Annotated in this window: 22 protein-coding genes and 2 pseudogenes; 14 read left to right on the top strand and 10 right to left on the bottom strand. The window is 65.3% G+C overall.

What is annotated here, in order from left to right:
- Window positions 1–81 precede the first annotated feature (81 nt).
- From ACE3SL_RS07885 to ACE3SL_RS07830, 12 genes and pseudogenes are all read left to right on the top strand, one after another.
- Window positions 82–444, top strand: coding sequence for a hypothetical protein (locus ACE3SL_RS07885; protein WP_374525202.1), 363 nt, complete (start codon window positions 82–84; stop codon window positions 442–444).
- Between the two features lie 233 nt (window positions 445–677).
- Window positions 678–1,817 (top strand): TolC family protein, encoded by a 1,140-nt coding sequence (locus ACE3SL_RS07880; RefSeq protein WP_374525201.1) that lies wholly within the window; start codon window positions 678–680, stop codon window positions 1,815–1,817.
- A 109-nt stretch (window positions 1,818–1,926) separates the two neighbouring features.
- A pseudogene (locus tag ACE3SL_RS07875) lies at window positions 1,927–3,094 on the top strand (efflux RND transporter periplasmic adaptor subunit).
- A 3-nt stretch (window positions 3,095–3,097) separates the two neighbouring features.
- Window positions 3,098–6,340, top strand: coding sequence for an efflux RND transporter permease subunit (locus ACE3SL_RS07870; RefSeq protein ID WP_374525200.1), 3,243 nt, complete (start codon window positions 3,098–3,100; stop codon window positions 6,338–6,340).
- A 9-nt stretch (window positions 6,341–6,349) separates the two neighbouring features.
- Window positions 6,350–6,694, top strand: coding sequence for a DUF190 domain-containing protein (locus ACE3SL_RS07865; RefSeq protein WP_374525199.1), 345 nt, complete (start codon window positions 6,350–6,352; stop codon window positions 6,692–6,694).
- Window positions 6,695–6,775: 81 nt separating this feature from the next.
- Complete coding sequence (locus tag ACE3SL_RS07860; RefSeq protein ID WP_374525209.1) at window positions 6,776–7,246, top strand: SRPBCC family protein; 471 nt, start codon at window positions 6,776–6,778, stop codon at window positions 7,244–7,246.
- 190 nt (window positions 7,247–7,436) lie between these two features.
- Window positions 7,437–9,977: a heavy metal translocating P-type ATPase gene (locus ACE3SL_RS07855; RefSeq protein ID WP_374525198.1), complete on the top strand. Its 2,541-nt coding sequence runs from the start codon at window positions 7,437–7,439 to the stop codon at window positions 9,975–9,977.
- Window positions 9,978–10,021: 44 nt separating this feature from the next.
- On the top strand, window positions 10,022–13,201 hold the full coding sequence (locus ACE3SL_RS07850) for an efflux RND transporter permease subunit (RefSeq protein ID WP_374525197.1): 3,180 nt from the start codon (window positions 10,022–10,024) through the stop codon (window positions 13,199–13,201).
- Window positions 13,202–13,214: 13 nt separating this feature from the next.
- Window positions 13,215–13,700, top strand: coding sequence for an SRPBCC family protein (locus tag ACE3SL_RS07845; RefSeq protein WP_374525196.1), 486 nt, complete (start codon window positions 13,215–13,217; stop codon window positions 13,698–13,700).
- Window positions 13,697–14,131, top strand: coding sequence for a disulfide bond formation protein B (locus ACE3SL_RS07840; protein ID WP_374525195.1), 435 nt, complete (start codon window positions 13,697–13,699; stop codon window positions 14,129–14,131). The genes ACE3SL_RS07845 and ACE3SL_RS07840 overlap by 4 nt, the downstream gene beginning before the upstream one ends.
- Window positions 14,128–14,772, top strand: coding sequence for a DsbA family protein (locus ACE3SL_RS07835; protein WP_374525194.1), 645 nt, complete (start codon window positions 14,128–14,130; stop codon window positions 14,770–14,772). The genes ACE3SL_RS07840 and ACE3SL_RS07835 overlap by 4 nt, the downstream gene beginning before the upstream one ends.
- 189 nt (window positions 14,773–14,961) lie before the next feature.
- On the top strand, window positions 14,962–15,264 hold the full coding sequence (locus ACE3SL_RS07830; RefSeq protein WP_374525193.1) for a hypothetical protein: 303 nt from the start codon (window positions 14,962–14,964) through the stop codon (window positions 15,262–15,264).
- 28 nt (window positions 15,265–15,292) lie between these two features.
- Here the strand turns inward: ACE3SL_RS07830 and ACE3SL_RS07825 are convergent, their stop codons facing one another.
- From ACE3SL_RS07825 to ACE3SL_RS07810, 4 genes are all read right to left on the bottom strand, one after another.
- Window positions 15,293–15,952: a class I SAM-dependent methyltransferase gene (locus ACE3SL_RS07825; RefSeq protein WP_374525192.1), complete on the bottom strand. Its 660-nt coding sequence runs from the start codon at window positions 15,950–15,952 to the stop codon at window positions 15,293–15,295.
- Window positions 15,953–15,998: 46 nt separating this feature from the next.
- Window positions 15,999–16,688 carry a helix-turn-helix transcriptional regulator gene (locus tag ACE3SL_RS07820; RefSeq protein WP_374525191.1) on the bottom strand — a complete coding sequence of 230 codons (690 nt, stop codon included), beginning with the start codon at window positions 16,686–16,688 and terminating at the stop codon, window positions 15,999–16,001.
- A gap of 118 nt (window positions 16,689–16,806) precedes the next feature.
- The gene (locus ACE3SL_RS07815) at window positions 16,807–18,753 is read right to left on the bottom strand and encodes an FTR1 family protein (RefSeq protein WP_374525190.1); all 1,947 of its coding nucleotides are present in this window, start codon (window positions 18,751–18,753) and stop codon (window positions 16,807–16,809) included.
- Window positions 18,754–18,758: 5 nt separating this feature from the next.
- A complete protein-coding gene (locus ACE3SL_RS07810) occupies window positions 18,759–19,400 on the bottom strand; it encodes a cation transporter (protein ID WP_374525189.1) in 642 nt (213 codons plus the stop codon).
- Window positions 19,401–19,471: 71 nt separating this feature from the next.
- Here ACE3SL_RS07810 and ACE3SL_RS07805 point away from each other — a divergent pair, with 71 nt between their 5' ends.
- Window positions 19,472–19,885 (top strand): helix-turn-helix domain-containing protein, encoded by a 414-nt coding sequence (locus ACE3SL_RS07805; RefSeq protein ID WP_374525188.1) that lies wholly within the window; start codon window positions 19,472–19,474, stop codon window positions 19,883–19,885.
- A gap of 43 nt (window positions 19,886–19,928) precedes the next feature.
- Here the strand turns inward: ACE3SL_RS07805 and ACE3SL_RS07800 are convergent, their stop codons facing one another.
- Both ACE3SL_RS07800 and ACE3SL_RS07795 read right to left on the bottom strand, forming a co-directional pair.
- A complete protein-coding gene (locus ACE3SL_RS07800; protein WP_374525187.1) occupies window positions 19,929–20,156 on the bottom strand; it encodes a GDCCVxC domain-containing (seleno)protein in 228 nt (75 codons plus the stop codon).
- The gene (locus ACE3SL_RS07795) at window positions 20,149–20,463 is read right to left on the bottom strand and encodes a mercuric ion transport protein, MerT (RefSeq protein WP_374525186.1); all 315 of its coding nucleotides are present in this window, start codon (window positions 20,461–20,463) and stop codon (window positions 20,149–20,151) included. Before ACE3SL_RS07795 ends, ACE3SL_RS07800 begins: the two co-directional genes overlap by 8 nt.
- Before the next feature lie 117 nt (window positions 20,464–20,580).
- On the opposite strand from ACE3SL_RS07795, the gene ACE3SL_RS07790 reads away from it, so the two are divergent.
- A complete protein-coding gene (locus ACE3SL_RS07790; protein WP_374525185.1) occupies window positions 20,581–20,982 on the top strand; it encodes a helix-turn-helix domain-containing protein in 402 nt (133 codons plus the stop codon).
- A gap of 95 nt (window positions 20,983–21,077) precedes the next feature.
- On the opposite strand, the gene ACE3SL_RS07785 is transcribed toward ACE3SL_RS07790, so the two are convergent.
- From ACE3SL_RS07785 to ACE3SL_RS07770, 4 genes and pseudogenes are all read right to left on the bottom strand, one after another.
- Entirely contained in the window at window positions 21,078–21,446 is a 369-nt protein-coding gene (locus ACE3SL_RS07785; protein ID WP_374525184.1) for a copper-binding protein, read from the bottom strand.
- The gene (locus tag ACE3SL_RS07780) at window positions 21,443–24,577 is read right to left on the bottom strand and encodes an efflux RND transporter permease subunit (RefSeq protein ID WP_374525183.1); all 3,135 of its coding nucleotides are present in this window, start codon (window positions 24,575–24,577) and stop codon (window positions 21,443–21,445) included. Before ACE3SL_RS07780 ends, ACE3SL_RS07785 begins: the two co-directional genes overlap by 4 nt.
- On the bottom strand, window positions 24,574–25,803 hold the full coding sequence (locus ACE3SL_RS07775) for an efflux RND transporter periplasmic adaptor subunit (protein WP_374525182.1): 1,230 nt from the start codon (window positions 25,801–25,803) through the stop codon (window positions 24,574–24,576). The genes ACE3SL_RS07780 and ACE3SL_RS07775 overlap by 4 nt, the downstream gene beginning before the upstream one ends.
- Window positions 25,800–25,993: pseudogene (locus ACE3SL_RS07770) on the bottom strand (transporter); the annotation flags it as partial. The pseudogene ACE3SL_RS07770 and the gene ACE3SL_RS07775, both read right to left, overlap by 4 nt.

Here is a 25,993-nt window from a genome sequence, read left to right as displayed (position 1 = left end):
TCCCCTTGTGATAGTGTTCGAGAAGCCGATTGAAAAACTTCTACTTTGCACAAGGCCGTTTCAATGCTAGGGGCCGGTTCAATGCGACGGGTGATCCTCCTTTTTCTGACCCTTCTCCTTGCATCCGGAACGGTTGTCGGGTCGCTTGCGCATGCCACCGAGGACCGTGCGGAGAGGACATCTCTCATTGCGGCGCTGGATGCAGGCTGCGTGTCGGCGCAGGACGCCGACCTCGCGGAAAGCGGCGAGGAGAAATCCTCGTCCGGCGACCAGCAAAAATTCCCGGCAGCGCCTCATGGCTGCCATGGCCACCACTCGGGCGTCCCGGCGGAAACGCTGATCGCTTCGACCGAGGTGCCGTGCACCCAGTCGCACGCTCGCATGCTGGCGGCCGCCTTGCCGCCGGTCGCCTATATCGGGACGTTCCGCCCTCCAATCGCCTGACGCTCTAGGTCTGCGCGCGCCTTCCGTGCGCGCCTCTCCCTGGAAACGTCAGGAGTCTCTTTTTCATGAAATCCATAGTTGTCGCCGCGAGTCTCGCGGCGCTCGTTGCAGGCGCAAATGCCGCGCCCTCCGCTGCCCAGTCGGCAGCGACGGAGCTGGTAGGACCGCCTTCGTCCGATAGCGAGGCCGTTCGCACTGGCCCGCTTCCCGCCCGATTGTCCCTTGCTCAGGCAATGGAGGAAGCTGACGCGCGTTCACCGCGCGTTGTTGCCGCCGCCGCCGAAGTGGAGGCCGCCCGCGGTCGCCAGCGCCAGGCCGGCTATCGCTACAACCCGACGCTCAACGTCGACGTCGAGAATTTCGCCGGCACCGGTCCCTACTCTGGGCTCAACGGCCTCGAGACCACGGTGTCGGTCAATCAAAGGCTTGATATCGGGGGCCGTCGCCGCGCGCGGATGACGCTGGCCGACGCCGAGTTTCTGGCCGCCCAGTATCGGCTCGAAATCGCGCGGGCAGATCTCGCCTTCGATGTGCGCAACCAGTTTGCGGTCGCTCTCGCGGCGCGCGACGGTCTGGCGCTTGCTCGCGAGAATGAAGTCCGTGCGCGCGAACTCGTTCGCGTCGCACAGGCCATGGTCGACACGGGCAACGAGCCGCCGCTGCGCGCCTTCCGCGCCAATGCGGCCCTCGTTCAGGCGACCGCCGAATTGCGGAGCGCCGAAGCCGAGGAACGGACCGCAAGGCGCTCGCTTGCGGCGCTGCTGGGTTCGTCGGTCCCGCCGACCGAACTGGTCGATGGTGAGCTCTGGGTGCGGCCTGTGTCGGTGGACTCGCTCGCGACCCTCGACGTCCGGCTGGCCGAGACGGAGAAGCTGATTGCGGAAGCGCGGCTCCAAGGCCAGCGGGCTGACGGGCGCCTCGATCCCTCGGTCGGGTTCGGCGTGCGGCAGCTTCGCGATACCGGCGACCGCGCGCTGATCGCAAATGTCTCGGTGCCGCTCCCGGTCTTCGATCGCAATCGCGGCAATATCTCGGCGGCCAAGTCCGACGTGACGGCGGCGATCGCGCGGCGCGAAAATGCGGTGGTCAACGCCGAGGCCCAGATCGCCAATGCGAAGGCCGAACTCGAAGCTGCCGAAGCGCGCCTCGCGGCGCTCGAAGGCAGCGGGATCGAGCAGGCGCGCGAAGGCGTCCGGCTTGCCGAGCTCAGCTACCGTGCCGGCAAGTCGACGCTGGTCGAATATATCGACGCGCAGCAGGCCTATGCCACGACGCAGGCCGAGCTGATCGCGGCCCGGCAGGCCCGTGCCGAGGCGAGAGCGATCCTCTCGCGCCAGGCCGCGGCCGACGGCGACGCGGATCACCAGCCATGAGCGCGCCGGTCCCAACACTATTCGGGGCCGTCTGCCCCGCCTTCCTTCTCAACCAACAGGGGTGCGCTGCCGGTCGGCGCGCGAACCGCATCAACAGCGGAGACAGAATATGATCACCAAGGACAAGCGCCTTCTCGGCACGGTCGCGGGCGCGATGGCGCTCGCCGCTGTCACCGGCTTCGGCGTCGCACGTTGCACAGCGGATCCGGCGCCGGCCCCCGCGGCCGAAGGCGGCGAGGAAGCGGCGAGTGAAGCCCTTCCAAGCAGCCTCGCCATCACCCCCGAAGCCATCAAGGCGGCCGAGATCGGCGTCGAGCCGATCAACGCTGGCGGGCTCGGCTCGGAAATCATCTCGCAGGCGACCGTCACGGCTGCGCCTAGCGGCGAAGCGATCGTGACCGCGCGCGGGCGGTGCCGTCACGCGCCTCTTCAAACGGCTCGGCGATCCGGTCCGCGCGGGCGAGACTATCGCGATCGTCCAGAGCCGGGACGCCGCGCAGATCGCGGCCGAACGGGTCGCGGCCGACGCGCGCTCGACGCTCGCGCATAAGAATCTGCAGCGCGAGAAGACTTTGCTCGACCAGCGGGTGTCGGCGCGCGTCGACTATGAACGGGCGCAGGCCGAAGCGGCGGCCGCCGCGGCAGAAGCGCAGCGCGCTCGCGCTGCTGCGAGCGCTGCGCAGGTCACACGCGACGGTAGCAGCGTGATCGTGGCGAGCCCGATCTCGGGCCGCATCACCGCCGAGAGCGCGAGCCTCGGTGCCTTCGTGCAGCCCGAGACCGAACTCTTCCGGGTCGCCGATCCGTCGCAGGTCCAGATCGAGGCCGCCGTCGGTCCCGCGGACGCGCAGCGGCTGAGCCCCGGTGACCGGGCGATTATCGAGCTGCCCGACGGGCGGACGATCGATGCGCGCGTGCGCGCTGTGACCCCGGGTCTCTCGGGTGACACGCGTTCGGCAACTGCCGTCCTTGACGTGCCGGGGTCGCTGCAGCCGGGCCTCGCGGTCCGGGTGCGCCTGCTCCCGAGCCGGGGCGCCGAGACGGGCGGTCCTGCCCGCATCGTGATCGCGGACGAGGCGCTGCAGACGCTCGAAGGCCGCGACGTGGTTTTCGTGCGGACCAAGGAGGGTTTCCGTGCCCAGCCGGTCACTGTTGGCCAGCGCAGCGCCGGCCGCGTCGAGATCCTCTCGGGTCTGAAGCCCGGCCAGATCGTCGCGACCAAGAACGCATTCCTGCTCAAGGCCGAACTCGGCAAGGGCGCGGGCGAGGAGGAATAAGCCGTGATCGCGAAACTGATGGCGCTATCCGTCCGCGCGCGCTGGGCGGTGCTATTTCTCTTCCTCGTCGTCGCGGGCCTCGGCGTCTGGCAGCTCACCAAGCTGCCGATCGACGCGGTCCCCGACATCACCAACAAACAGGTCCAGATCAACACGATCGACCCGCGCCTGTCGCCGGTCGAAATCGAAAAGCTCGTAACCTATCCGATCGAAATTTCGCTGGCGGGCATTCCGGGGCTCGAGACGACGCGCTCGATCTCGCGCAACGGCTTCAGCCAGGTGACGGCGATCTTTACCGACGAAACCGACCTCTATTTCGCACGTCAGCAGGTGGGCGAACGCCTGCTTCAGGCGGGCGAGAATCTGCCCGACGGGGTACAGCCCCAGATCGGGCCAGTGACCACGGGTCTCGGCGAAGTCGTCATGTACACCGTCGGCTACAAGAACCCCGACGGGAAAGGGGCCAAGAAGGTCGCGGGGCAACCCGGCTGGCAGCCCGACGGCAGCTATCTGACCCCCGAAGGTGACATGCTCACCGATGAGGTGGCGAAGTCCGGCTATCTGCGCACGGTCCAGGACTGGATCGTGAGCCCGCAATTGAAGTCGGTTGGCGGCGTTGCCGGCGTCGACTCGATCGGCGGCTATGCCAAGACTTTCGTGGTCGAACCCGACCCGACGCGGCTCACCAGCTACGGCATTTCCTACAGCGAACTCGGCGAAGCGCTCGAACGCGCCAACCTCGCGGTCGGCGCCAACTATTACAACCGGGCGGGAGAAGCCTATCTCGTGCGCGTCGATGCGCGCGTGCGCTCGGTCGAAGAAATCCGCAATGCGGTCGTTGCGACGCGCGGCGGGGTTCCCGTCACCGTCGGCCAGCTCGCCAATGTGAAGATCGGCGGCGACCTTCGCACCGGTGCGGGCAGCATGAACGGCAAGGAGGCGGTGATCGGCACCGTGCTCATGCTGATTGGGCAGAACAGCCGCACGGTCGCCGAGGATGTATCGGCGAAGATCGCGCAGGTGTCGAAGACCTTGCCGCCGGGCGTCGAGGTCAAGGTGGTGCTCGACCGCGCCAAGCTTGTGAACGCAACGGTCGGTACGGTGGAGAAGAACCTGACCGAGGGCGCTCTGCTCGTCGCGGCCGCGCTCTTCTTCTTGCTCGGAAACTGGCGCGCCGCGATCATCGCCGTGCTCGTCATTCCCTTCTCCTTCCTGATGATGGCGATGGGCATGAACGCGTTCCGTGTTCCCGGTAACCTGATGAGCCTCGGCGCACTGGACTTCGGTCTGATCGTCGACGGGGCAGTGATCATCATCGAAAACTGCCTCGCCAGATTGGCGCACCGGCAGGAACATGAAGGGCGATTGCTCAACCTTCGCGAGCGCCTCGAAGAGACGATGCGTGCCAGCCAGGAGATGATCAAACCGACCGTCTTCGGACAGGCGATCATCCTGCTCGCCTTCGCGCCGCTGCTGATGTTCACGGGCGTCGAGGGCAAGACCTTCTCGCCGATGGCCATCACCATCATGCTCGCGCTCGTCGCGGCCTTCATCCTTGCCATCACGCTGGTCCCCGCGCTCGTCGCGCTGATGATCCGCGGCAAGGTGGCCGAGAAGGAAGTCTGGGCCATCCGCAAGACCAAGGAACGCTATCTGCCTCTGCTCGACAAGGCGATCGCGAAGCCCTGGACTTTCATTGCGGGCGGCTTCGCCTTCTTCCTGCTAGCGATCCCGGCCTTCGGTCTCTTGGGCTCGGAATTCATTCCGCAGCTCGACGAGAAGAATATGGCGCTCGCCTCGACGCGCGTGCCATCGGTCAGCCTCGAACAGTCACTTACCATGCAGCGCAACGTCGAGGCCGCGATCACCAAACTGCCCGAAGTCGAGCTGATGTTCTCGAAAACGGGTACCGCCGAGGTGGCGACCGATCCGATGCCGCCGAACATCTCGGATGGCTTCGTCATTCTGAAGCCGCAGGATCAGTGGCCGGCGGGTGTCGACAGCAAGGCGGACGTCGTCGAACGCATCGAGAAGGCCTCGGGCGGTCAACTCGGGCAGATGTTCGAGGTCAGCCAGCCGATCCAGCTCCGCTTCAACGAGCTGATCGCGGGTGTCCGCGGCGACGTGGCCATCAAACTTTACGGTGACGATCTCGACAAGATGTCGCTCGCCGCGAATGAGATGGTCCGTGTGCTCCAGGGCATTCCGGGCGCAGGCAGCGTCAAGGCCGATCAGGTCGGCGGTGCTCCGACGCTCGACGTGAAGCTCGATCGCAACGCGATCGCGCGGTACGGGCTCTCGGTCCAGGAGGTTGCCGATACCGTGTCGGCGGCGCTCGGCGGCCGCGAATCCGGCCTGCTCTATGAGGGCGACCGGCGCTTCGACATCACGGTTCGCGTCCCTGATGCGACCCGCGTGAATCTCGACGACATTCGCGCGCTGCCCGTGCTGCTGCCTTCCGAGGGCGGCAATCGCGGACAGATACCGCTCGCTCAGGTGGCGCAGATCCGGTTGACCGAAGGGCTCAACCAGATCAGCCGCGAAAATGGCAAGCGGCGCGTCGTCGTCCAGGTGAACCTCGAAGGCCGTGATGCGGGATCCTTCGTGGCCGAGGCGCAGGCGAAGATCGCCAATGTGAAGCTTCCGGCGGGCTATTACCTCGAATGGGGTGGCCAGTTCGAAAGCCTCCAGGCGGCGTCGAAGCGGCTCTCGATCGTCGTACCGCTCTGCTTCGCGGGCATCTTCATCCTGCTGTACATGGCGCTGGGCACCTTCGGGCGCGCGACGGCCGTGTTCCTTGCGGTGCCGCTCGGCCTCGCGGGCGGGGTGTTCACGCTGGCGCTGACGGGCATCAACTTCTCGGTGTCCGCGGCGGTGGGCTTCATCTGCCTTGCCGGCGTCGCGGTGCTGAACGGGCTCGTCGTCATGACGGCGATCCGGGAGCGGCTCGAAGATGGAACGCCTCTCGTCGAGGCGATCCGTGAGGGCATGACCGAGAAGATGCGCGCGGTAATCATGACCGGCTTCGTGCCCGCGATCGGCTTTGTGCCGATGGCGCTCGCGACCGGCACGGGTGCCGAGGTGCAGAAGCCTCTCGCAACGACCGTGATCGGCGGTCTCATCGCGGCGACGATCCTGACGCTGCTGGTGCTTCCGGCGATTGCCAAGGTCGTGCTCGGCTCGAACTGGCAACCCGGCTTCCTGAAACGCAAGTCCGAACCGGCCGAAGCGCCGGTCACTGAATAGGAGAGGAACATGCAAAAAGCGTCCAAGCTCTTGCGCGTCTACACCGACGAGTCTGCCTTTTTCGGTGACCAGCGCGTCTTCGAGTTCATTTCCGAACTCGCCCGCCAGCAAAAGCTGGCGGGGGTGACGGTCCTCGAAGCGGTCCTCGGTTTCGGTCGCCCGGCGCATCTCCATCGCAAACATGCGCTGGAAAATGACCGGGCGGTGGTGATCGAGATTATCGACGAGGAGCAGAAGCTGCGCGATTTTGCGGCGCAGCTGACTGAAATACCGGACATCGGGCTCATCACGCTCGAAGCGGTCGACATCCTCGGCGGGAAATCCGCCGCGGAGCCTCCCGATGTCCAGAGCTGACCGGCAATTCGCCGGTCTTCACCGCGGCGCAGGTCCCCGGCCTGCGTCGCGGACCAGCTTGCCGGAGCGGGGAGCGTGCCGATGTTCTCGGTAGGCACCTCGCTCCGCCTGCCGGTCCCTATCGGGCGGGTTTGGCGCCTGCTCGTTGATATCGAGCGCTACGGTGACTGGCATCCGACACTTCGCTTTACCGATCATCCAGGTGATGAAGAGCGGCTCGACTATGTCTACTCGCCGCGCGGGCCGCGTGGGCCGGAACTGTCCGCCGAGGGCCGGATCACAGGGCTCGACTGGCTCTCTGGCTTTTCCTGGAGGACGGGCATGCGCGGCCTGCTCGTCATCGAGGAAAGCTACCGGCTCGAAAAGCTCGGTCAAGGTGTCGAGGTGACGCACCGGCTCGACTGCCGCGGCTTCTTCTCGTGGCTCGGCTATCCCTTTTTGCGCCGGGCTTGCTCGGTGTTTCTGCGCCGTTCGAACGCTGCGCTCGAAAGTCATTTCCGCCGCACGACCGTCCAGTCGCGCTACGCGCGGCCAAGCGGACGGCGCGCATGAGTCCAAATTCGAAACCTGGCCGTCGGAGGCCCCTCTCATTCGCCCCCCTCACCACGGGCAGGGATCTCCGGCGTTCAGGGAGGTGCGGGAGTTGGGTCGCCACCTGCCAAGACTCCCGCACCTCATCTTGCTGGGCGTTTAGCATAGGCCCGGACCCTATTGCCGATTGCGAAGAGAAAAGGATCGCATCATGAGTGACCAGTTGCGGCTCGACATTCCGCTCCTCTTGCCCGAAGTCGGCGATACTGCCGACCGCTGCGTCTTGCGGCTCACCACCGAGCTCGAAGGGCGCGACGGCGTCGACAAGGTCCATGTGATCCGCACGAACGACGGCGCGCCGCCGCAGCTCTGCATCCATTATCGGCCCGACATCCTGCCGCTTGAGCGCGTCCGGCAGCTGGCGCGGAGCGCCGGGGCCGAGCTGACCGAGCAATATCAGCATCTCTTCTGGAACGATCTTGAAGGCGTCGGTCATGCGCGGCGCGCCCGGACGATTGGGCTCAAGCTTCGTGAAACACCTGGCGTGATCGAAGCCGAGGTCGGAGCGGCTGGGACATTGCGCGCCGAGTTCCGGCGCTCGGAAACCTCGGTCGACATCATCAGGAAAGTGCTTTCGGATATGGGCGTAACCCAGAAATCGGCTGTCGTCGCGGCAGCAGCCCCTGCAGAAGCGGCGCACGAACATGGCGACGATGGCCACGACCATGGTCCGGACCATAAGCATGGGCCTGACCACAAACATGGCCATAAGGGCGCGGACGATCACGACCATGGTCACGATCATGGCGGCATCTTCGGCGAACGGACCGAGCTCATCTTCGCGCTGCTCTGCGGGCTCGTGCTCGGCGTCGGCTTTGCGATCGAGAAGTTCGGCATTGCGCCCGACTGGGTGCCGCTCGCATTCTATATCTCCGCCTATGGCTTCGGCGGCTGGTTCACGGTGCGCGAGGCGATCGAGAATCTGAAGCTCAAGCGCTTCGAAATCGACACGCTGATGCTGGTGGCGGCGGCCGGCGCGGCGGCGCTCGGCGCCTGGGCCGAGGGCGCGCTGCTTCTCTTCCTTTTCAGTTTGGGCCATGCGCTTGAGCACTATGCGATGGGCCGGGCGAAGCGCGCGATCGAGGCCTTGGCCGAGCTTGCGCCGCAGACCGCCACGATCAAGGGCGTCGACGGTACGGCACGCGAAGTCTCGGTCGAGTTGCTGCAGATCGGCGACACGGTGATCGTCAAGCCGAACGAACGCCTGCCCGCCGACGGTTTCGTCGTTGTCGGCCGCACCGCCGTCAATCAGGCACCGGTCACCGGCGAGAGCGTCCCCGTCGACAAGGAACCCGTGCCCGACCGCGCGCAGGCCGCCGCCAAGGCCGACGCGCTCGATGGGAAATACCGCGTCTTCGCGGGCACGATCAACGGCTATGGCGCGATCGAGATCGCGGTGACGCGGCTCGCAGCCGACACCACGCTCGCCAAGGTCGTGAAGATGGTGAGCGAGGCCGAGACGCAGAAGTCGCCGACCCAGCGCTTCACCGACAAGTTCGAGCGCATCTTCGTGCCGAGCGTCCTCGCCTTGGTGTTCGTCCTGCTGTTCGCATGGGTCGTCGTCGACGAGCCCTTCCGCGACAGCTTCTACCGCGCGATGGCCGTGCTCGTCGCAGCGAGCCCGTGCGCGCTTGCGATTGCTACCCCGAGCGCCGTCCTGTCGGGCGTAGCGCGTGCGGCGCGCGGCGGGGTTCTGGTGAAGGGCGGCGGTCCGCTCGAGAATCTTGGATCGTTGACCGCGCTCGCCTTCGACAAGACTGGCACGCTCACCGAGGGCAAGCCGCGTATCACCGATGTCGTTCCTGCAGCGGGCGTACCGAAGGAAGAACTGCTGCGGATTGCCGTGGCGGTCGAGCGGCTCAGCGACCACCCGCTGGCGGCCGCGATCGCGCGCGATGGCGAGACCATGCTCACATCGACGCGCGTTCCGCTCGCCGATGATCTGAATAGCCTGACCGGGCGCGGGGTCACCGCAAAGGTCGAGGGCGAGACCGTGCTGATCGGCAAGGCCGAGATGTTCGGTACGGACGGCGTCGCGCCGCTCGGGGCGGAGGTCGCCGAGGCGATCGCGCAGCTGCGCGATCAGGGCCGGACGACCATGGTGGTTCGAATGGGCGACCGGGATCTTGGCGCGATCGGCCTGATGGATACGCCGCGCGAGGCCGCCCGTGCGACGATCGCCAAGCTTCGCGATCTCGGGATCGGCCGGATGATCATGATCTCTGGCGACCATCAGAAGGTCGCGGAGTCGATCGCGGCCGAGGTCGGGCTCAGCGAGGCCTGGGGCGATCTGATGCCCGACCAGAAGGTTGACGCCATCCGCGATCTCAAGGCCGAGCAGCCCGTCGCCATGGTCGGTGATGGCGTGAATGATGCGCCCGCGATGGCGAGCGCGACCGTCGGGATTGCCATGGGCGCCGCGGGATCGGACGTTGCGCTCGAGACGGCCGACGTCGCGCTGATGGCCGACGATCTTGCCCATCTTCCCTTCGCCATCGGGCTCAGCCGGCAGACGCGGCGGATTATCCGGCAGAATCTGGTCGTGAGCCTCGGCGTGGTGGTCGTCCTCGTCCCGGCGACGATCTTCGGCCTCGGAATCGGTGCAGCGGTCGCGGCCCACGAAGGCTCGACCCTCGTCGTGGTCGCCAACGCGCTGCGCCTGCTGGCCTATCGCGATCGCAGCGTGGGCTGACGGCGCGCGGTCGCGGCGGGATCGAACCGGAAAGGGGAGAGAGGATGAACTTCAAGAATATCTCGGCCTGGTCCATCCGGAACCCCATCCCGCCGCTCGTCTTGTTCTTCGGCCTGACGGTGGCGGGGATCGTCTCCTTCCTGATGATGGGGGTGCAGAGCGACCCCGACATCGATTTCCCCGGCGCCATCGTCATCATCGCGCAGCCCGGCGCCGCACCCACCGAACTCGAGACGCAGGTCACCCAGCGCGTCGAGGCGGCTGTGCGCACGATCGAGGGGATCGACGAGCTCAATTCGACGGTCACCGAGGGCCAGTCGCAGACCTTCGTCCAGTTCGCGATCGGGACGCCGATCGACCGGGCGGTTACCGATATTCGCGACAAGATCACCCAGATCAGGAGCAACCTGCCGAACGGCATCCTCGAGCCGCAGGTCATCCGCCTCTCGACCTCGGGCAACACGCTGGCTTATTGGTCGGCGTCCGCCACCGACATGACGCTCGAGGAATTGAGCTGGTACGTCGATAATGTCGTCGCCAAGCGGCTGATTGCTGTCCCCGGCATGGGCGACGCCTATCGACGCGGCGGCGTCAGCCGCGAAATCCGGGTCATCTTGAATCCCGAGCGCATGCGCGCATACGGCCTGACGGCTGCGGCAGTGAACACCCAGCTCGTCCAGCTCAATGTCAATGCTGCGGGCGGGCGGATGGAGGTCGCGGGCTCCGAGCAGGCTGTGCGCATCCTCGGCAATGCGAGCAGCGCCAATGCGCTCGGCGAAACCTTGATTTCGGTCGGCACCAACCGGACCGTTCGCCTCGCCGATATCGCCGAGGTCAAGGACCTCTACGCCGAGCAGCGTTCGGTCTCGAAGCAGGACGGGCGGCAGGTGCTGACCTTCGGGTTCGAGCGCGCCAAGGGCGCCTCGGACGTCACCGTCTATGACGCGGCGGTCGAGGAGCTGCGCAAGCTCGAGAAGGAAAATCCCAAGGTCAAGTTCACCGAGCTGTTCAGCGATATCGAATATACCAAGGGCCAATATCATTCGGCGATCAACGCCATGGTCGAGGGCGCGATTCTCGCGGTCGTCGTCGTCTTCCTCTTCCTTCGCGACTGGCGCGCCACGCTGATTTCGGCGCTCGCTATCCCGCTCTCGGCGGTCCCGACCTTCCTCTTCATGGATCTGATGGGCTTCTCGCTCAACATGATGACCCTGCTCGCGCTCAGCCTCGTGGCGGGCGTGCTCGTCGACGATGCGATCGTCGAGATCGAAAATATCGTGCGCCACATGAGAATGGGCAAATCTGCCTATCAGGCCTCGATCGACGCGGCCGACGAAATCGGCCTTGCAGTTCTCGCCACCACCATGACGATCGTCGCGGTCTTCCTGCCGGTCGGGTTGATGCCGGGCGTCGCGGGACAATATTTCAAGAATTTCGGGCTGACGGTCGTGGCCGCGGTCCTGATGAGCCTCGCGGTCGCGCGCATGATCACACCGATGCTCGCTGCCTATTTTCTGTCCGCGCAGGGTCCGCAGAAGCATGGCGAGGGTCCGCTCATCGACACCTATATGCGCATCTTGCGCTGGAGCCTCGACACCAGCGGGGCTGCGGCGGCGCGTGCGCGCGGCGGGCGCTGGAAATGGCTCGGCTATATCAGGGACCATCGCATCTGGGTGGTCGGCATCGGTGTGCTCGCCCTGTTCGCGACCATCTTCAGCTTCTCGCTGCTGCCCATGACCTTCCAGCCGTCGATCGATTCCGACACGAGCCGCGTCGCCATCCAGCTCGCTCCGGGCGCAACGCTCGAACAGACCGAGGCGGTGGCCGACGAGGTGACCAATCTCATGAAGCGCGACCCGCTCGTCGAATCCGCCTTGTCGCGGATCGATGTCGGCACCGCGACGGTCTACCTGAAATTGCGCAAGGACCGCGAGCTCACCTCCACCGAGTTCGAAAAGGACCGAGCGCCGCGTCTGGCTGAGGTTCCCGATGCCCGCATCAACTTCCAGTCGCAGCATGGCGGCGGCGGCGGCAGCAATCGCGACATCTCGATTACGCTCGGCAGCGACGACCCGAAGAAGCTCGAGGATGTCGGCAACCGCCTGCTTGCGGAGATGGCCGGGGTGAAGGAAATCCGATCGCCGCGCGTCGAGGGCAATCTTCAGCGCCCCGAGATCGTCATTCGCCCGCGCTTCGCGCTCGCGGCGCAGCTCGGGGTGACGACGCAGGCGCTCAGCCAGTCGATCCGCGTCGCGACGCTCGGCGAGATCGACCAGAACAGCGCCAAATTCTCGCTGTCCGACCGGCAAATCCCGGTCCGCGTCGCGCTCGCGGAAACCGCGCGCGAGCGGCTCGACACGCTGCGCAACATGCCGGTTCCGACCCGGAACGGGGGAACGGTACCGCTGTCGGTCGTGGCCGAGATCGGGTTCGGCGCCGGTCCGACTCAGATCAATCGGACCAACCAGGTTCGCCAGCTCACCATCGGTGCCGATCTCGCTCCGGGTCTCGTCACGGGTCAGGCAATGGAGAAGGTCGAGGCACTTCCGGCGCTCAAGGCGCTGCCTGCGGGGGTCACGCGGCTCGTCCTCGGGAGCGCAAAGTGGCAGGCCGAGATGCTGCGCAACTTCGCGATCGCGGTCGTGTCGGGAATATTCCTCGTCCTCGCGGTCCTGATCCTGCTCTATCGAAAGATCATCCCGCCGTTCGTCAACATGGGGTCGTTGCTGCTCGCGCCGCTCGGCGGGGCGGTCGCGCTGCTGTTGACCGGCTATCCGCTGTCGCTTCCCGTCTTTATCGGGGTGCTGATGCTGCTCGGCATCGTCGGTAAGAACAGCATCCTGCTCGTCGACTTCGCAATTGAGGAAATGGCGTCCGGGGTGCCGCGCGACGAGGCGATTATCGACGCTGGTCACAAGCGCGCGCAGCCGATCCTGATGACCACAGTCGCGATGGTCGCCGGGATGATCCCGACCGCGCTTTCACTGACGGGCGACGGCGCGTGGCGCGCGCCGATGGCGGTTACCGTGATCGGCGGGCTCATCCTCTCGACGATGCTGACCCTGCTGATTGTGCCAGCCTCCTTCAGCCTCGCGGCAGGCTTTGAACGCAGGATGGCCCCGCGTTTGCGCCGCTGGTTCACGACGGGAGGGGCGCACGCCGATCCTTTGCCCGCGGGCGTCACCGAAATCGGCGTGGCGCAAGGCCCGGCGGCCGATCGATAGAGGAGTGAAAGTGATGGAGTTCGAGCGGGAGCATGATCTCCCCTATAGTCCGGAACAGATTTGGGCGGTCCTCGGAGACTTCGGGAACCACCGTATCTGGAATCCCTATGTCCGGATCGAGCAGCTTGCCGAGGACCCGATCGCGATTCGCTATTCGATGCGAATGGATCCCCAGAAGCCGAAGTTTCTCGAGGTTTCCGCGACAATCCTCTCAGCGCGCCCCAATGAGGAACTGATCCTCGACGTGAAGCCGAGCTTCATCCTCCAGTTCGAGGAGAGCTATATCCTGACGCGCACGGCCGAAGGGACCAAATTTCTCCATCGCTATCGCTGCCGCGGGCCCTTTGCCTGGCTCCGGCTTCCCGGCATCAAGACTAGCTTTCAACGCATGCTCGCGTCGATCGACGGCATACTGCTGAGCTATCTCAAGTCCAAATATAGCAAGCCGCAATCGCCGCAACGGCGCCCCAAGCCCAAGTTCAAAGGTGGTCGGCGATGACGAGCTTCCCTCTGCTTGCCCCACACAAATGGCGTCCGCTTGGCGCGGCCTGGGCGATCGCCCTCCTGTCGAGCCTCGCCGTCCTCTTCGTCGGTGAGGTCATGGGTCAGGCGCCGTGCGACCTTTGCTGGTTCCAGCGCGCTTTCATGTTTCCGCTCGCGATTATCCTTGGCATCGCGGCGTTCAAGTCGGATCGCGCCGTCGTTCCTTATGGACTGGCGCTCGCAGCGGGCGGCGGGCTCGTCGCCCTCTATCATTCCCTGCTCTACGTCGGCGTCATTCCCGCACCGATCGTCCCTTGCACCGGCGGCCCGTCCTGCTCGGGAGAAAGCATGACGATTGGAGGCGTGCCGCTGCCTCTCCTGTCGCTGGCCGCATTCTCGCTGATCCTCGCCCTCTTGCTGATTTTTCAAAGGAGACTGAAATCATGAACAGACGTATCGGAGTGGTGGCCACGCTTGCCGTTTCGGCGCTCGCCTTCACCGGCGGCGCGATGCTTTACAGCGGAACCGCCGAGGGTGAGCCCACGAAGAAGGTCGTCGCGGGACCCGTCGACAGCCTCATTCGCCCGCACTCGCCGATCATCGGCCCGAAGAATGCGCCGGTCACCATCGTCGAATTCTTTGATCCGTCGTGCGAGGCCTGCCGCGCCTTCTACCCGACGGTGAAGGGCATCGTCGCCAAATATCCGAAGGATGTGCGTCTCGTGATGCGCTACCTGCCGCTGCACCCCGGCTCGGCCGAGGCGATCGTGATCCTCGAGGCTGCCCGTGTGCAAGGCAAGCTCGTGCCCGTGCCGGCTGCGCTGCTCGAAGCGCAGCCCGACTGGCATGACGGAAAGATGGATGGCGCCTGGGCCGCGGCGGAGAAGGCCGGCCTTGATGTCGCGAAGGCGCGTTCGATGCCGACCACCGATGCGATGGCGTGGATGGAGCAGGACATTGCCGACGCGAGGGCGGTCGGCGTCCGGGGCACTCCGACCTTCTTCGTCAATGGCGAGATGCTCGTTCAGCCCAGCCCCGAACAGGTCGAATCCAGAGTCCAGGCCGCAGTCGCGGCAAAGGCCAAATGAGGGCAACACTCGCCCCGCTTCATCCACGCGGGGCGGGTGCCCATCATGAAGCGCGACGCTGTGCTCCCGTCACCGGCCTGTCGCATGGAGGCGCCGGGTCACCGCCGGATCGTCGGCGAATGCGCCGATATTCACAGCGCATTCAATCATGAAGGGGGATTTTGAGCAGCACGAAGTGGAGAGACTGACATGCGAAAACTGATGACGATCGCGGCCGCGATGCTCGCGTTCGCGGTCCCGGGAATGGCCCTTGCCCAGCATCATGGCGATCGCGGGGGATATGGTCGCGGACATGATGCGCCGCGCCACGAGCGCGAATATCGTTCCACGCGCCACGGCGTGCCTAATTACGGCTATGACCGGGGCTATCGCGGCTATGATCCCCATTATCGCGGCGACGATCGCCGCTATGATCGGCGAGACCGTTACGAGCGGCGCTATCAGAAGCGCCGGATGCATCATCATCACCGCGGCCGTCACTGGCGCGGCTAGCCGTGACGCAGCGGGCTAGGCAGGAGAGCTACCGCTTCGCCCGATAGATTGAAATCGATCCGGTCGGTGTCGGAATGATTTTCACTTCCTCGACCGTCTCGAAACCCGCAGCTTCGAGGACTTCCGGGACACATCCGCGCGCATTGGGCTCGGTATATTCGAACCCGTCGAGCAATTGAATCTGGCGAAACAACATGCGCATCAGCAGCGACCGCTGCTCGCCATAGTCGGCGATGAAGAGGGTGCCGCCGGGCTTCAGGAGCCTGAACATCTGCGCGGCGATCGCTTCCTTTACCTCCATCGGGCATTGGTGGAGGACGAGGCTTGATACGATCTTGTCGCAGGAACGAAGAGCTTCGAACGCATCAAGTTCGTCGCCCATCGCCTCGAACCAGTCGATCTTGGCCCCTGCTGCCTCGGCCTTGGCCCGCGCTATCTTGAGCACTGCCGGATCGGGGTCGACCCCGAATATTTCGTTCGCCGACGCTGCCGCCTTGAGCGCGATGGCGAGCGTGCCCGTCCCGCAACCGATGTCGACGATCCGCTCGCCAGGTTGCGCATCGACCAGTCGAACGAGGTCGCTTCGCCATCTTTTCTCGCGCGTCATCAGGGCGATCGCGGCATCATAGCGGTCGAGCGATCCGCTCTTCCCAAGCGCCGGTACAAAGTCTCTGTTCTTCTCGGTCATGCGCCGCACTTATCAGGGCTGGCCGGCGACCGATTGAACGCAGCGGCTATGCCGTGAAGTCGAGGTCGCTCGCGCGGATGCCGAACATTGCCCTGATCGTGCGGGCAAGGTGGGCGCTGTCGCTAAACCCGGCGGCATAGGCGGCTTCGGTTATGTTGTGTCCATCGTGGAGGGCTTCGAAAGCGATCAACAGCCGTCGCCACAAAACATATCGTTGGAATGGCATTCCGACTTCGGCGGTGAAGAGATGACGAAATCGGTCGAGCGACAGGCCTCTTTCATGCGCTGCGTCGGCGAGGCGGACCGGCCCGACAGCGAGCAACCGGTCGACTGCCACCACGGCCCCGGCAATGCGCGGATCAGTGACGCCTTTCGCTTCCTTTCCGAACCATCGCTGCCAGAAGGATGTCGCTCCTTGCGGGCCGATCTGTACAGGATCGATCCCGGCCATGCGCGTCCTGAGCTCGTCGGGAGGACCGAAGCCGACCGTTGGCTCGACGAACCATAATTCGGCCCCACCCGCCGGCAGCAGGCGGTGTACAGTCTCGGGCTCGATCAGCAAGCAGTGTCCATCGAACCGCGCGCCGCTCGCATCCACCACGGCGAGAGGTTCCGTCGATAAGATCGCCTGCGCCGCGAAATGACGATGTGGAGCCGCATCGCCGACCGAACCCGACCAGCGGGCATAACAGGCTTCGATAACAAGTCGGCCTTTCCAGTGGGGCATCTCGCGCATCGGCTGGCGATAGCAGCCCTGTCGTGTCTTCGTCTCGGGCGCCGGACAAATCCTTTTGGGTTCGTTGCCTTCTTTGGGAAGCGATCGCAGGGGATTGTCCCGTCCGCTGTGATTTCTTTTATTTGCCGTGCGTCACGTCTATCCGGCGACGTTGCCGGTCATTGTATAGATAGCCGATCCAGAGGATCCCGAGCGCGAGAAGCTGGAGCAGAAGCGGTTCGAGCGAAGGGAAGATTCCCAAGGCGGGGAAACGGGGGAAATGGGCGAGCGGCGTAATGTTGAGGAGACCGGCTTCCTGCAGGGCGCCCGCCCCCTTTCCGGCGAGAACGACCGCCAGGATTGCGATCAGCGCGGAACTATAGGCGAAAAATTTCCCGATCGGCAGGATCCGGCTGTAGCGGAGCATGGCCCACGTAATCACCGCAAGGACCGCCAGTGCTGTTCCGGCTCCGGCGGCGATCGCACCGCTGCTACCTTGCGTGGCCAACGCTGCAAAAAACAGGATGGTTTCGAATACCTCCCGGTAAACGACGAGAAACGCCAGCCCGAACAGGAACCAGGCCGAGCGGCGCGAAAGTGCTTTGCCCATCGCTTCGCGAATATAGCGCTGCCAGCTATCCGCATGCGATTTGCCGTGCATCCAGATCCCGACCCAGACGAGAACCACGGCGGCGAAGAGCGAGCCGAAACCCTCGGTCAGCTCCCGGTTCGCGCCGCTGATCGAGATAGCATAGGTCGCGATCGCCCAGGTCGCGCCGCCGGCAGCCAGAGCTGCGATCCAGCCGCCATGGACATAGGGCAAGACTTCGGGCCGTTCGGCCTTTCGCAGGAACGCGATCATCGCCACGACGATGAGCAGGGCTTCGACTCCTTCGCGCAGCAATATCGTGAGCGCCCCGACAAAGGTCGATGCGTCGCTCGCGGCATCTGGAGACAGTGCAGCTTCGGCATCCGCGAAAAGGGCTTCGACGGCAGCTGCCTTGTCCGCGACCGCGGCGACCGGCAGACCGCGCGAGATCGAAGCGCGATAATCGGACATAGCGGATTCAATGCGCGCCATCAGCCCCGAATCGCGCGTAGTCAGGATCGGCTCGATCGGTTCGAAACCGTCGAGATAGGCGGACAGGGCCAGCCGCTCCGCCTCATCACGGTTCCCCTTCCGGTACGCGGCGAGGCTTTGCGTCAGCTTATCACGCGCAATTGCAAGCGTAGCGGGCGAGGCGTTGATCAATGCTTTCGGATCGGAGCGCAAATAGGCCGTGATCGCATCCGCCTGCTCCGGTCCGAGCGTACGGCCGAGCGCTTCCGGGCTGAGGCTCGTGAAGGCCTGTAGATCGGGCACCAGTTTGCGAGCGGCAGGCGTCTGGTTCCAGATATGCTGGCCGGCCGAAACATCGCGAAAGGCGAATCCACCGACATAGGCTGCTACCGCCCAGCGGTCGTCAGGCGGCAGATGGGAAAAACTGGGCATCGACGTGCCCTCGAGCCCCTGGCCTATGACCTGATAGAGCGCGAACAGGCTGCGCTTGCGAGCGCGTTCGGCATCGGTGAAATCGATGGGTGCCGGGTCGAGTCCCTTGGCCTGAGGTCCGTTGCCGTCACCGCGCGCGCCGTGACAGCTGGCGCAATTTTCCAGATAGATTTGTGCTCCGCGCAGCGGATCGGGGGCTTTGCGCGGGGCGAGGGAGACCGGATAAGCTGCGAGCAGGTCCGCAGCGAGACCGCGCGCCAGGCCGGTCACCTTGCCGGGGTCGGATTTCGCCGCGATCGCCGCTTCGAGCTGTCCTGCTTCGGCAACAAGGCGAGCCCGCGTCGGTGATGCCGGAAGGGTCGCGATGCCTTTGCGAACGGTGCCCGAAAACTCGGTCATCTCGGCATATTCAACCGAGCTCGTCACTTGGCCATTTGCGACCGCGCCACCATAATCGACGGCGACATAATCCAGCAGACGCCAGATGGTCTGCACGTCGACGACATCGCTGCGCGCCTGCGCCGCCTGCGCGGCGAGGCTGCCAATCGCCGCAAGCAGGATCAGCAGGAAGCGAAAGCGGCGAGCGGGCAGCATCGGTCCTATTGTCCTACCGCAGTCGACAATTCACGCAGCTCGGTTCGTGCGCTTCGAAGAATCTCATAGGCCGAATGAAGGAAGAGCGCGGCAATCACGGCGGCAACCGCGAGGTCAGGCCAGGCTTGGCCCGTCCAAGCGACGAGCCCCGCTGCGATGATCACGGCCACATTGGCGACCGCGTCGTTGCGGCTGAACAGCCATACCGCGCGGACATTGGCGTCGCCGTCGCGGAACCGCGAGAGAACAGCGGCCGAAGTCAAATTGACGAGGAGAGCGGCGATGCCGATGCCGCCCATCAGCTCGGCTTCGGGCGGAACCGTGGTCAGGGCGCGCCACAGCGCAACGCCGATCACGCCGAGACCCAGCGTCAGCAGGAACAGGCCCTGGGCAAAGGCGATGCGAGTGCGTGCCAGCGCGGTCCAGCCGATCGCGACGAGCCCGGCCAGCGTGATCGTGCCGTCGCCGATGAAGTCGAGCGAGTCGGCCTTGAGGGCCTGGCTGTTGGCGATGAACCCGCCGACGATCTCGATCGCACCGAAACCGAGATTGAGGATGACGACGATCCAAAGGGCCCGCCGATAGGCGGGATCATGCTCGGCTCTGACGGAGTCGCCCGTGCAGCCGCAAGAACTATCGTTGCTCATTCCTCTGGTCTACATTCTACAGTAACTGTAGAAGCAAGCTGAATTTGCGACGAAACCGAATAGGAGTGCCGATGGCACGCGACCCGCAACTGCCGATCGGGGGACTGGCGAAACGCACCGGCACGAAGATAAACACTATCCGCTTCTACGAGGATATCGGACTGCTACCCAGCGCCGCGCGCACGGCCTCAGGCCGGCGCACTTATGGGGAGGAGGATGTCGGGCGCCTCGCGTTCATCCGCAATGCCCGCGGCCTCGGCTTCTCGATCGACGAGATCCGGTCGTTGACGGCGCTCGCCTTGAGCCCTGGGCCGGACTGTGCCGAAATTCGTGCGCTCGCGGCGCGTCACCTGCTCGACGTCGATGAAAAGCTGCAGCGTATGGGGCAACTGCGCGCCGAACTGGCGCGCATCGTCCATCTCTGTGATGGGGGGCCGGTTTCGGATTGCCGGGTCATAGAAGCAATCGCGGCCGGCACGGGCTAGCGGCGATCCTGTTGGGCTGTTGATGCTGTCGGCGGCCTCCTGCTCAGCCGCAACAGCTATCCTTGCCGCCGTTGATCTGTACCGGTGGACAGGGCTCCGTTCCATAGGAACAGAAGACACAACAGTCTCCCGGTAGCGGCTTGAGCAGAGCGCGGCATCCCGTGCAGTCATAGAAATACTGGCACGCATCCGTGGGCATGATTTCGCTGGCGATTTGACCGCAAAGCGGACACGTCAGCGTCGATTGCAGGATAGGCGATCGATCAAGCATAGCGATAGCCAAGCCATAGAAGGGCGGCGCCAACAAGCAGCCCGATCAAGGTCGCGATCCGCAGCGCTGCCGGTACGCACTGACTGTCGCCGTCGGAGTGCGCTGCACGTACTTGCTGGCGGGCCAGCAGCACTCCGCCCGCCACGAGCGAAATTGCACCAAATGCGACGAACCAGAGCCGGTATGGCGCGGCGGGGATCGCTATGCCGACGAGCCAGGCAGACCCGAGCCCCGCCGAAGCAAGCAGCATGGGGAGGGCGCAGCAGGTGGCCGCGAGAAAACCCGATGTGATCCCGCCGAGGGTCAACGAAATAGCCCCGATCCCTCGCGGACGTCTTGCATCTCCAGCCAAATTCAAACTCCTTGCTTCGCCGTGGAGGCATGCCTACCATCTGTAGTAACTACAGATGCAAGCGGAATCGCAATGCCTCCTTCCGGCACCATCTCCATTGGCGAGCTTTCGCGGCGTACCGGCTGCAATATCGAGACCATTCGATATTATGAGCGCATCGGCATCCTGCCTTTGCCGGTTCGGCGAGGGCGATTTCGCCGCTACGATTCAGCCGGTGTCAGGCGCCTCGCTTTCGTGCGCCGGGCGCGCGAATTGGGTTTCCCCCTCGATACGGTCCGGACGCTGCTCACTCTGGCCGAAGGCGGCCGCTACGGCTGCGACCTGGCGCGCCAAATGGCCGAGACACAGCTTGCCGACGTCCTCGCAAAGCGCGCTGACCTGGACCGTATGGCCGCAGTGCTGGGCGACCTTATTGAGGCCTGCGGTGCCGGCGACGCTGGCGGTTGTCCGCTTCTTGAGGCGTTGTCCGACTAATTTGTCGCACGGCCGCCCCCGGTCCGGCGTCAAACGGGCAAAGGAGGCGGCCATCGCGCGCTGCAACCGGGGCCGCCGCGCGCGATGATGTGGTGTTACGGCGCCTTGTCGAGCTTGGTGATCGTTCCGGCCTTGCCGTCCCAATCGAGCTCGAACGCGACCTTGTCGCCGACCTTGACGTCTTTCAGCAGCTCGGGCTTCGCGGCAAAGCCCATCGTCATCGGCGGCCATTCCAGCTCGGCGATCGCGCCATGGTCGAGCGTGACCTCGCCCTTCGCGGTATCGATCGCCGTCACGGTCCCGGTCGCTTTGCCATGTCTGGTTTCGGCGGGCATCGCCATGGCGCCGTTATCGTTGGGCATGGCCGCTTTTTCTTCCGCTTTCGGCGCTTCGCCTTGCTTGCCGCAGCCGGCAAGCGCGGCGCTGAGGGCGAGGCCCAGTGCGATGGCAGTCGGTTTCTTCATGTCGTTTCTCCTTCGGGTTGAACGGGATGGGCCGCGCGCTTGCGCATGAGCAGATAGGCGGCAGGAATGATGAACATCGACAGGAGCGGCGCGGTGAGCATGCCGCCGACCATCGGCGCGGCGATCCGGCTCATCACCTCGGATCCTGTGCCGGTGCCGACAAGGATCGGGAACAGGCCTGCGAGGATCACGGCGACCGTCATCGCCTTCGGACGCACGCGCAGCAGTGCGCCATCGCGGACCGCCGCTTTGACGTCATGGTCGCCTCGGGCATCGAGCGCCTGCCTGAGATAGATGAGCATGACGACGCCGAACTCGGCGGCGACCCCCGCGAGCGCGATGAACCCGACCGCGCTTGCGACCGACTGGTTATAGCCGAGGAGGTAAAGCAGCCACAGTCCGCCGGTGAGCGCGAAAGGCAGCGTGGCGAGGATCAGCAGCGCCTCGTCCCAGCGCCGGAAGGTGAGGTAAAGCAGCCCGGCGATGATCGCGAGCGTGACGGGCACGACGATCTTCATCCGTTCCGTCGCGCGGACGAGATATTCGAACTGACCGGTGTAGGAGACGCTGATCCCCGGCGGCAGGTCGACACCGCGCGCGACCGCGGCCTGGATGTCGCCGACGAGCGTCTGCAGGTCGCGGCCCCGGCCCTCGACATAGATATAGGTCACCGGCCGGCCATTCTCGCTTCGCAGCATCGGTGGGCCATCGCTGATCCGCACGCTGGCCACCGTGTCGAGCGTGATCTGCTGGCGCGACGGGGTGAGCAGCGGGAGGCCGGCCAGTTTGCCGATGCTGTCCCTGAGCTCGCGCGGATAGCGGACGCTGATCGGATAGCGTGCGAGCCCCTCGACGGTCTGGCCGATCGCCTCGCCGCCGATCGCGCCCGAAACGACGGCCTGCAGGTCGGCGACGTTGAGGCCATAGCGCGCCGCCGCAGCGCGATCGATAGCGACATCGATATAGCGCCCGCCGGTCAATCGCTCGGCGAGCGCCGAGGATACGCCAGGCACCGACTTGGCGATCGTTTCGATCCGCTTTGCGGTCCGGTCGACCGCCGCAAGGTCCGATCCCGCGATCTTGATCCCGATCGGGCTCTTGATCCCCGTCGCCAGCATGTCGATCCGGTTGCGGATCGGCGGAATCCAGAAGTTGGCGAGCCCCGGCACCCGCACCCGCGCATCGAGTTCGGCGATCAGCTTTTCCTCGGTCATGCCGGGGCGCCACCGATCCTTCGGCTTGAAGCGGATCGTCGTCTCGAACATTTCGAGCGGCGCGGGGTCGGTCGCGCTGTCGGCGCGGCCCGCCTTGCCGAACACGCTCTCGACCTCGGGAACCGTCTTGATCAGCCGGTCGGTCTGCTGGAGCAGGCGCGACGCCTTGGCGGTCGATATGCCCGGCAGCGCCGAGGGCATATAGAGAAGATCGCCCTCGCTGAGCTGCGGCATGAACTCGCCGCCGAGCTGCGTCATCGGCCAGAGGCTCGTCGCGAAGACGAGGCCTGCGATCGCGAGCGTCTTCTTCGGCCGTTCGAGCACCCAGTCGAGCGCCGGGCGATAGATATGGGTCAGCCAGCGATTGACGGGGTTGGCCTGTTCGCCCGGAATCCGCCCGCGGATCAGCCAGCCCATCAGCACCGGAATAAGCGTGATCGACAATATCGCGGCGGCCGCCATCGCATAGGTCTTGGTGAAGGCGAGCGGCGAGAAAAGCCGGCCTTCCTGTCCTTCGAGCGTGAAGATCGGAAGAAAGGAGAAGGTTATGATCAGGAGGCTGAGGAAGAGGGCGGGGCCGACCTCGGCGGCAGCATCGGTGACGACGCGCCAGCGGTCGGCGCCCTTCAGCTCTTGGCCCGGATGAGCGCGCTCCCAATGTTCGAGATGCTTGTGGGCATTTTCGATCATCACCACCGCGGCATCGACCATTGCGCCGACCGCGATCGCGATCCCGCCCAGGGACAGGATGTTGGCGTTGAGCCCCTGCAGCCGCATCACGATGAAGGCGATCAATATGCCGAGCGGCAGGGTCAGGATCGCGACCAGCGCCGAGCGCGCGTGCCAGAGGAAGAGCGCGCAGACGATGGCAACGATGACGAACTCCTCGACCAGCTTGGACGATAGATTGTCGACGGCGCGGTCGATGAGCCCCGAGCGGTCGTAGGTGGTGACGATCTCGACGCCGGGTGGCAGGCCCGCCTTGAGCTCGGCGAGCCTGGCGCGGACGCCGTCGATCACCTCGCGGGCATTCTGGCCCTGCCGCATGACGATGATCCCGCCCGCGACCTCGCCCTCGCCATCGAGTTCGGCGATGCCGCGACGCGTGTCGGGGCCAATCTGGACGGTGGCGACGTCGCCCAGCGTCACGGGGATTCCGCCCGCCGCCGTGCGGATCGGGACGCTCCGAAAATCGTCGAGGGTCTTCAGATAGCCGCTCGCGCGCACGATATATTCGGCCTCGGCCATCTCGACCGTGCCGCCGCCGCTTTCCTGGTTGGCGCGTTTCAGGGCATCGGCGACGTCGGTCGCGGTCACGCCATAGGCGGCGAGCTTCTGCGGATCGACGAGGATCTGATATTGCCGGACCATCCCGCCGATGCTCGCGACCTCGGCGACGCCGGGGACCGATTTGAGTTCGAAGCGCAGGAACCAGTCCTGGAGGCTGCGTAGCTCGGCGAGATCGTGGCGCCCGCTCTTGTCGACCAGCGCATATTCATAGATCCAGCCGACCCCCGTCGCATCGGGCCCGAGCGAAGCCCGGGCGCCCTCGGGCAGGCGGCTTTGCACCTGGCTCAGATATTCGAGCACGCGGCTGCGCGCCCAGTAAAGGTCGGTCTTGTCGTCGAACAGCACATAGACGAAGCTGTCGCCGACGAAGCTATAGCCGCGCACGACGCGCGCGCCGGGCACCGAAAGCATCGTCGTCGTGATCGGATAGGTGACCTGGTCCTCGACGATCCGCGGCGCCTGGCCCGGATAGCTGGTGCGGATGATGACCTGGACGTCGGAGAGATCGGGCAGGGCATCGACCGGCGTCGTGCGCACCGCCGCGATGCCGAGCAATGTGAGGATCAGTGCCGCGGCGACGACAAGCCCGCGTGCCGCGACAGAGGCGCGAATGATCTTCGCGATCATTGCGCGGGCCCCAGCGGGCGGACCGTGAGGCCGGTCAGGCTCGCTTCGGAATCGAGCAGGAACTGGCCCGACGCGACGACCTTCTCGCCGGGGGCGAGCCCCTGCAATATCTCGGTCTTGCCGCCGCCTTCGCGTCCGGCGATCACTTCGGCAGGATGATAGCGTCCGTCACCCTTCTCGAGCATTACGATGCTGCGCGTGCCGGTGCGGATCACCGCTTCGCTCGGGACAAGCAGCGCCGGCTTGGCATCGCCGCCGAGCGCCACCACGGCGAACATGCCGGGGCGCAGGCGCCCGCCACGGTTGGCGAGCTCGACGCGCACCGTCAGCGTCCGGCTGTCCGCCGATGCGGTCGGCAGGATGGCAACGACCTTGCCGGCGAAACTCTCCCCGGGAAAGGCGGTTAGGGTCGCGGTTGCCCGTTGGCCGATCTTCACCAGTCCGGCTTGGGCTTCGGGAAGTGCGGCGTTGAGCCATACCGTTCCGAGCCCCGAGATTTCGGCGAGCGTCTGACCTGTGGCGAGTGTCACGCCTGCGCGCGCATTGAGTGTCTGGACGACCCCGCCGATCGGCGCGCGCACCGTCAGCCTGCCGCCGGTGCGTCCGGTGCGGTCGACTTCGGCGATCACGCCTTCGGGCATGCCCATCAGTCGCAGCCGCTGCCGCGACGCCGCGGTGAGTTCGGGTTTGCCGAGCTTTTTGACGCTCAGATATTCGGTCTGGGCGCTGCCCCATTCGGGTAATTGCAGGTCGGCGATCGGCGCGCCGGCCCCGATCACATCGCCGGGCGCGAGGCGATAGACGCGCTCGACGAAACCGCCCGAGCGCGCCTGGACTATCGCGACGTCGCGCTGGTTGAAATCGATGCTGCCGTTGACGTCGAAGGTCGCGGCAAGGCTGCCCATTTCGGCGGCGACCACCCTTATGCCGAGGCTTTGCCGCGCCGACGGATCGACCGACACGCCGGGTTTCGCGCCGCTGCCCTCGTCGGCATATTTGGGCTCGAGCTGCATATCCATGAAGGGCGACTTGCCCGGCTTGTCGAACTTCTGGTTCGGGAACATCGGATCATAATAATAGAGGATCTTGCGCCCCCCGCTGCCAGCCGCCTCGGTTGGCGCATCGCTCTGGCCGCTCTGTCCGAGCCAGTAACCGCCGCCGCCCGCGATCAGCACCGCGGCCAATATTCCGGCGCGCCACCGCGCCGCTGATGTTGCATCGGTCATCGACCTGCCTCCCCATAGATGTAGTTGATCCGGATCGCGTCGCGCGCGACCTCGGCTTCGCGCGCGAGCGCATCGACTTCGGCCTCGGCGAGCGCGAGCGTCGACAGCAGGGCGGTCCCGAGGTCGAGCTTTCCGGCGGCGTAACTTCCCAGATCGAGTTCGGCGCGCTTCTTCGCGAGCGGCACGAGCC

Origin of the sequence: Sphingopyxis sp., assembly GCF_041916015.1 — a bacterium.
Classification (GTDB): domain Bacteria; phylum Pseudomonadota; class Alphaproteobacteria; order Sphingomonadales; family Sphingomonadaceae; genus Sphingopyxis.
Note: the sequence above shows the minus strand (reverse complement) of the source record. Positions and strands in the feature narration are given on the sequence as shown.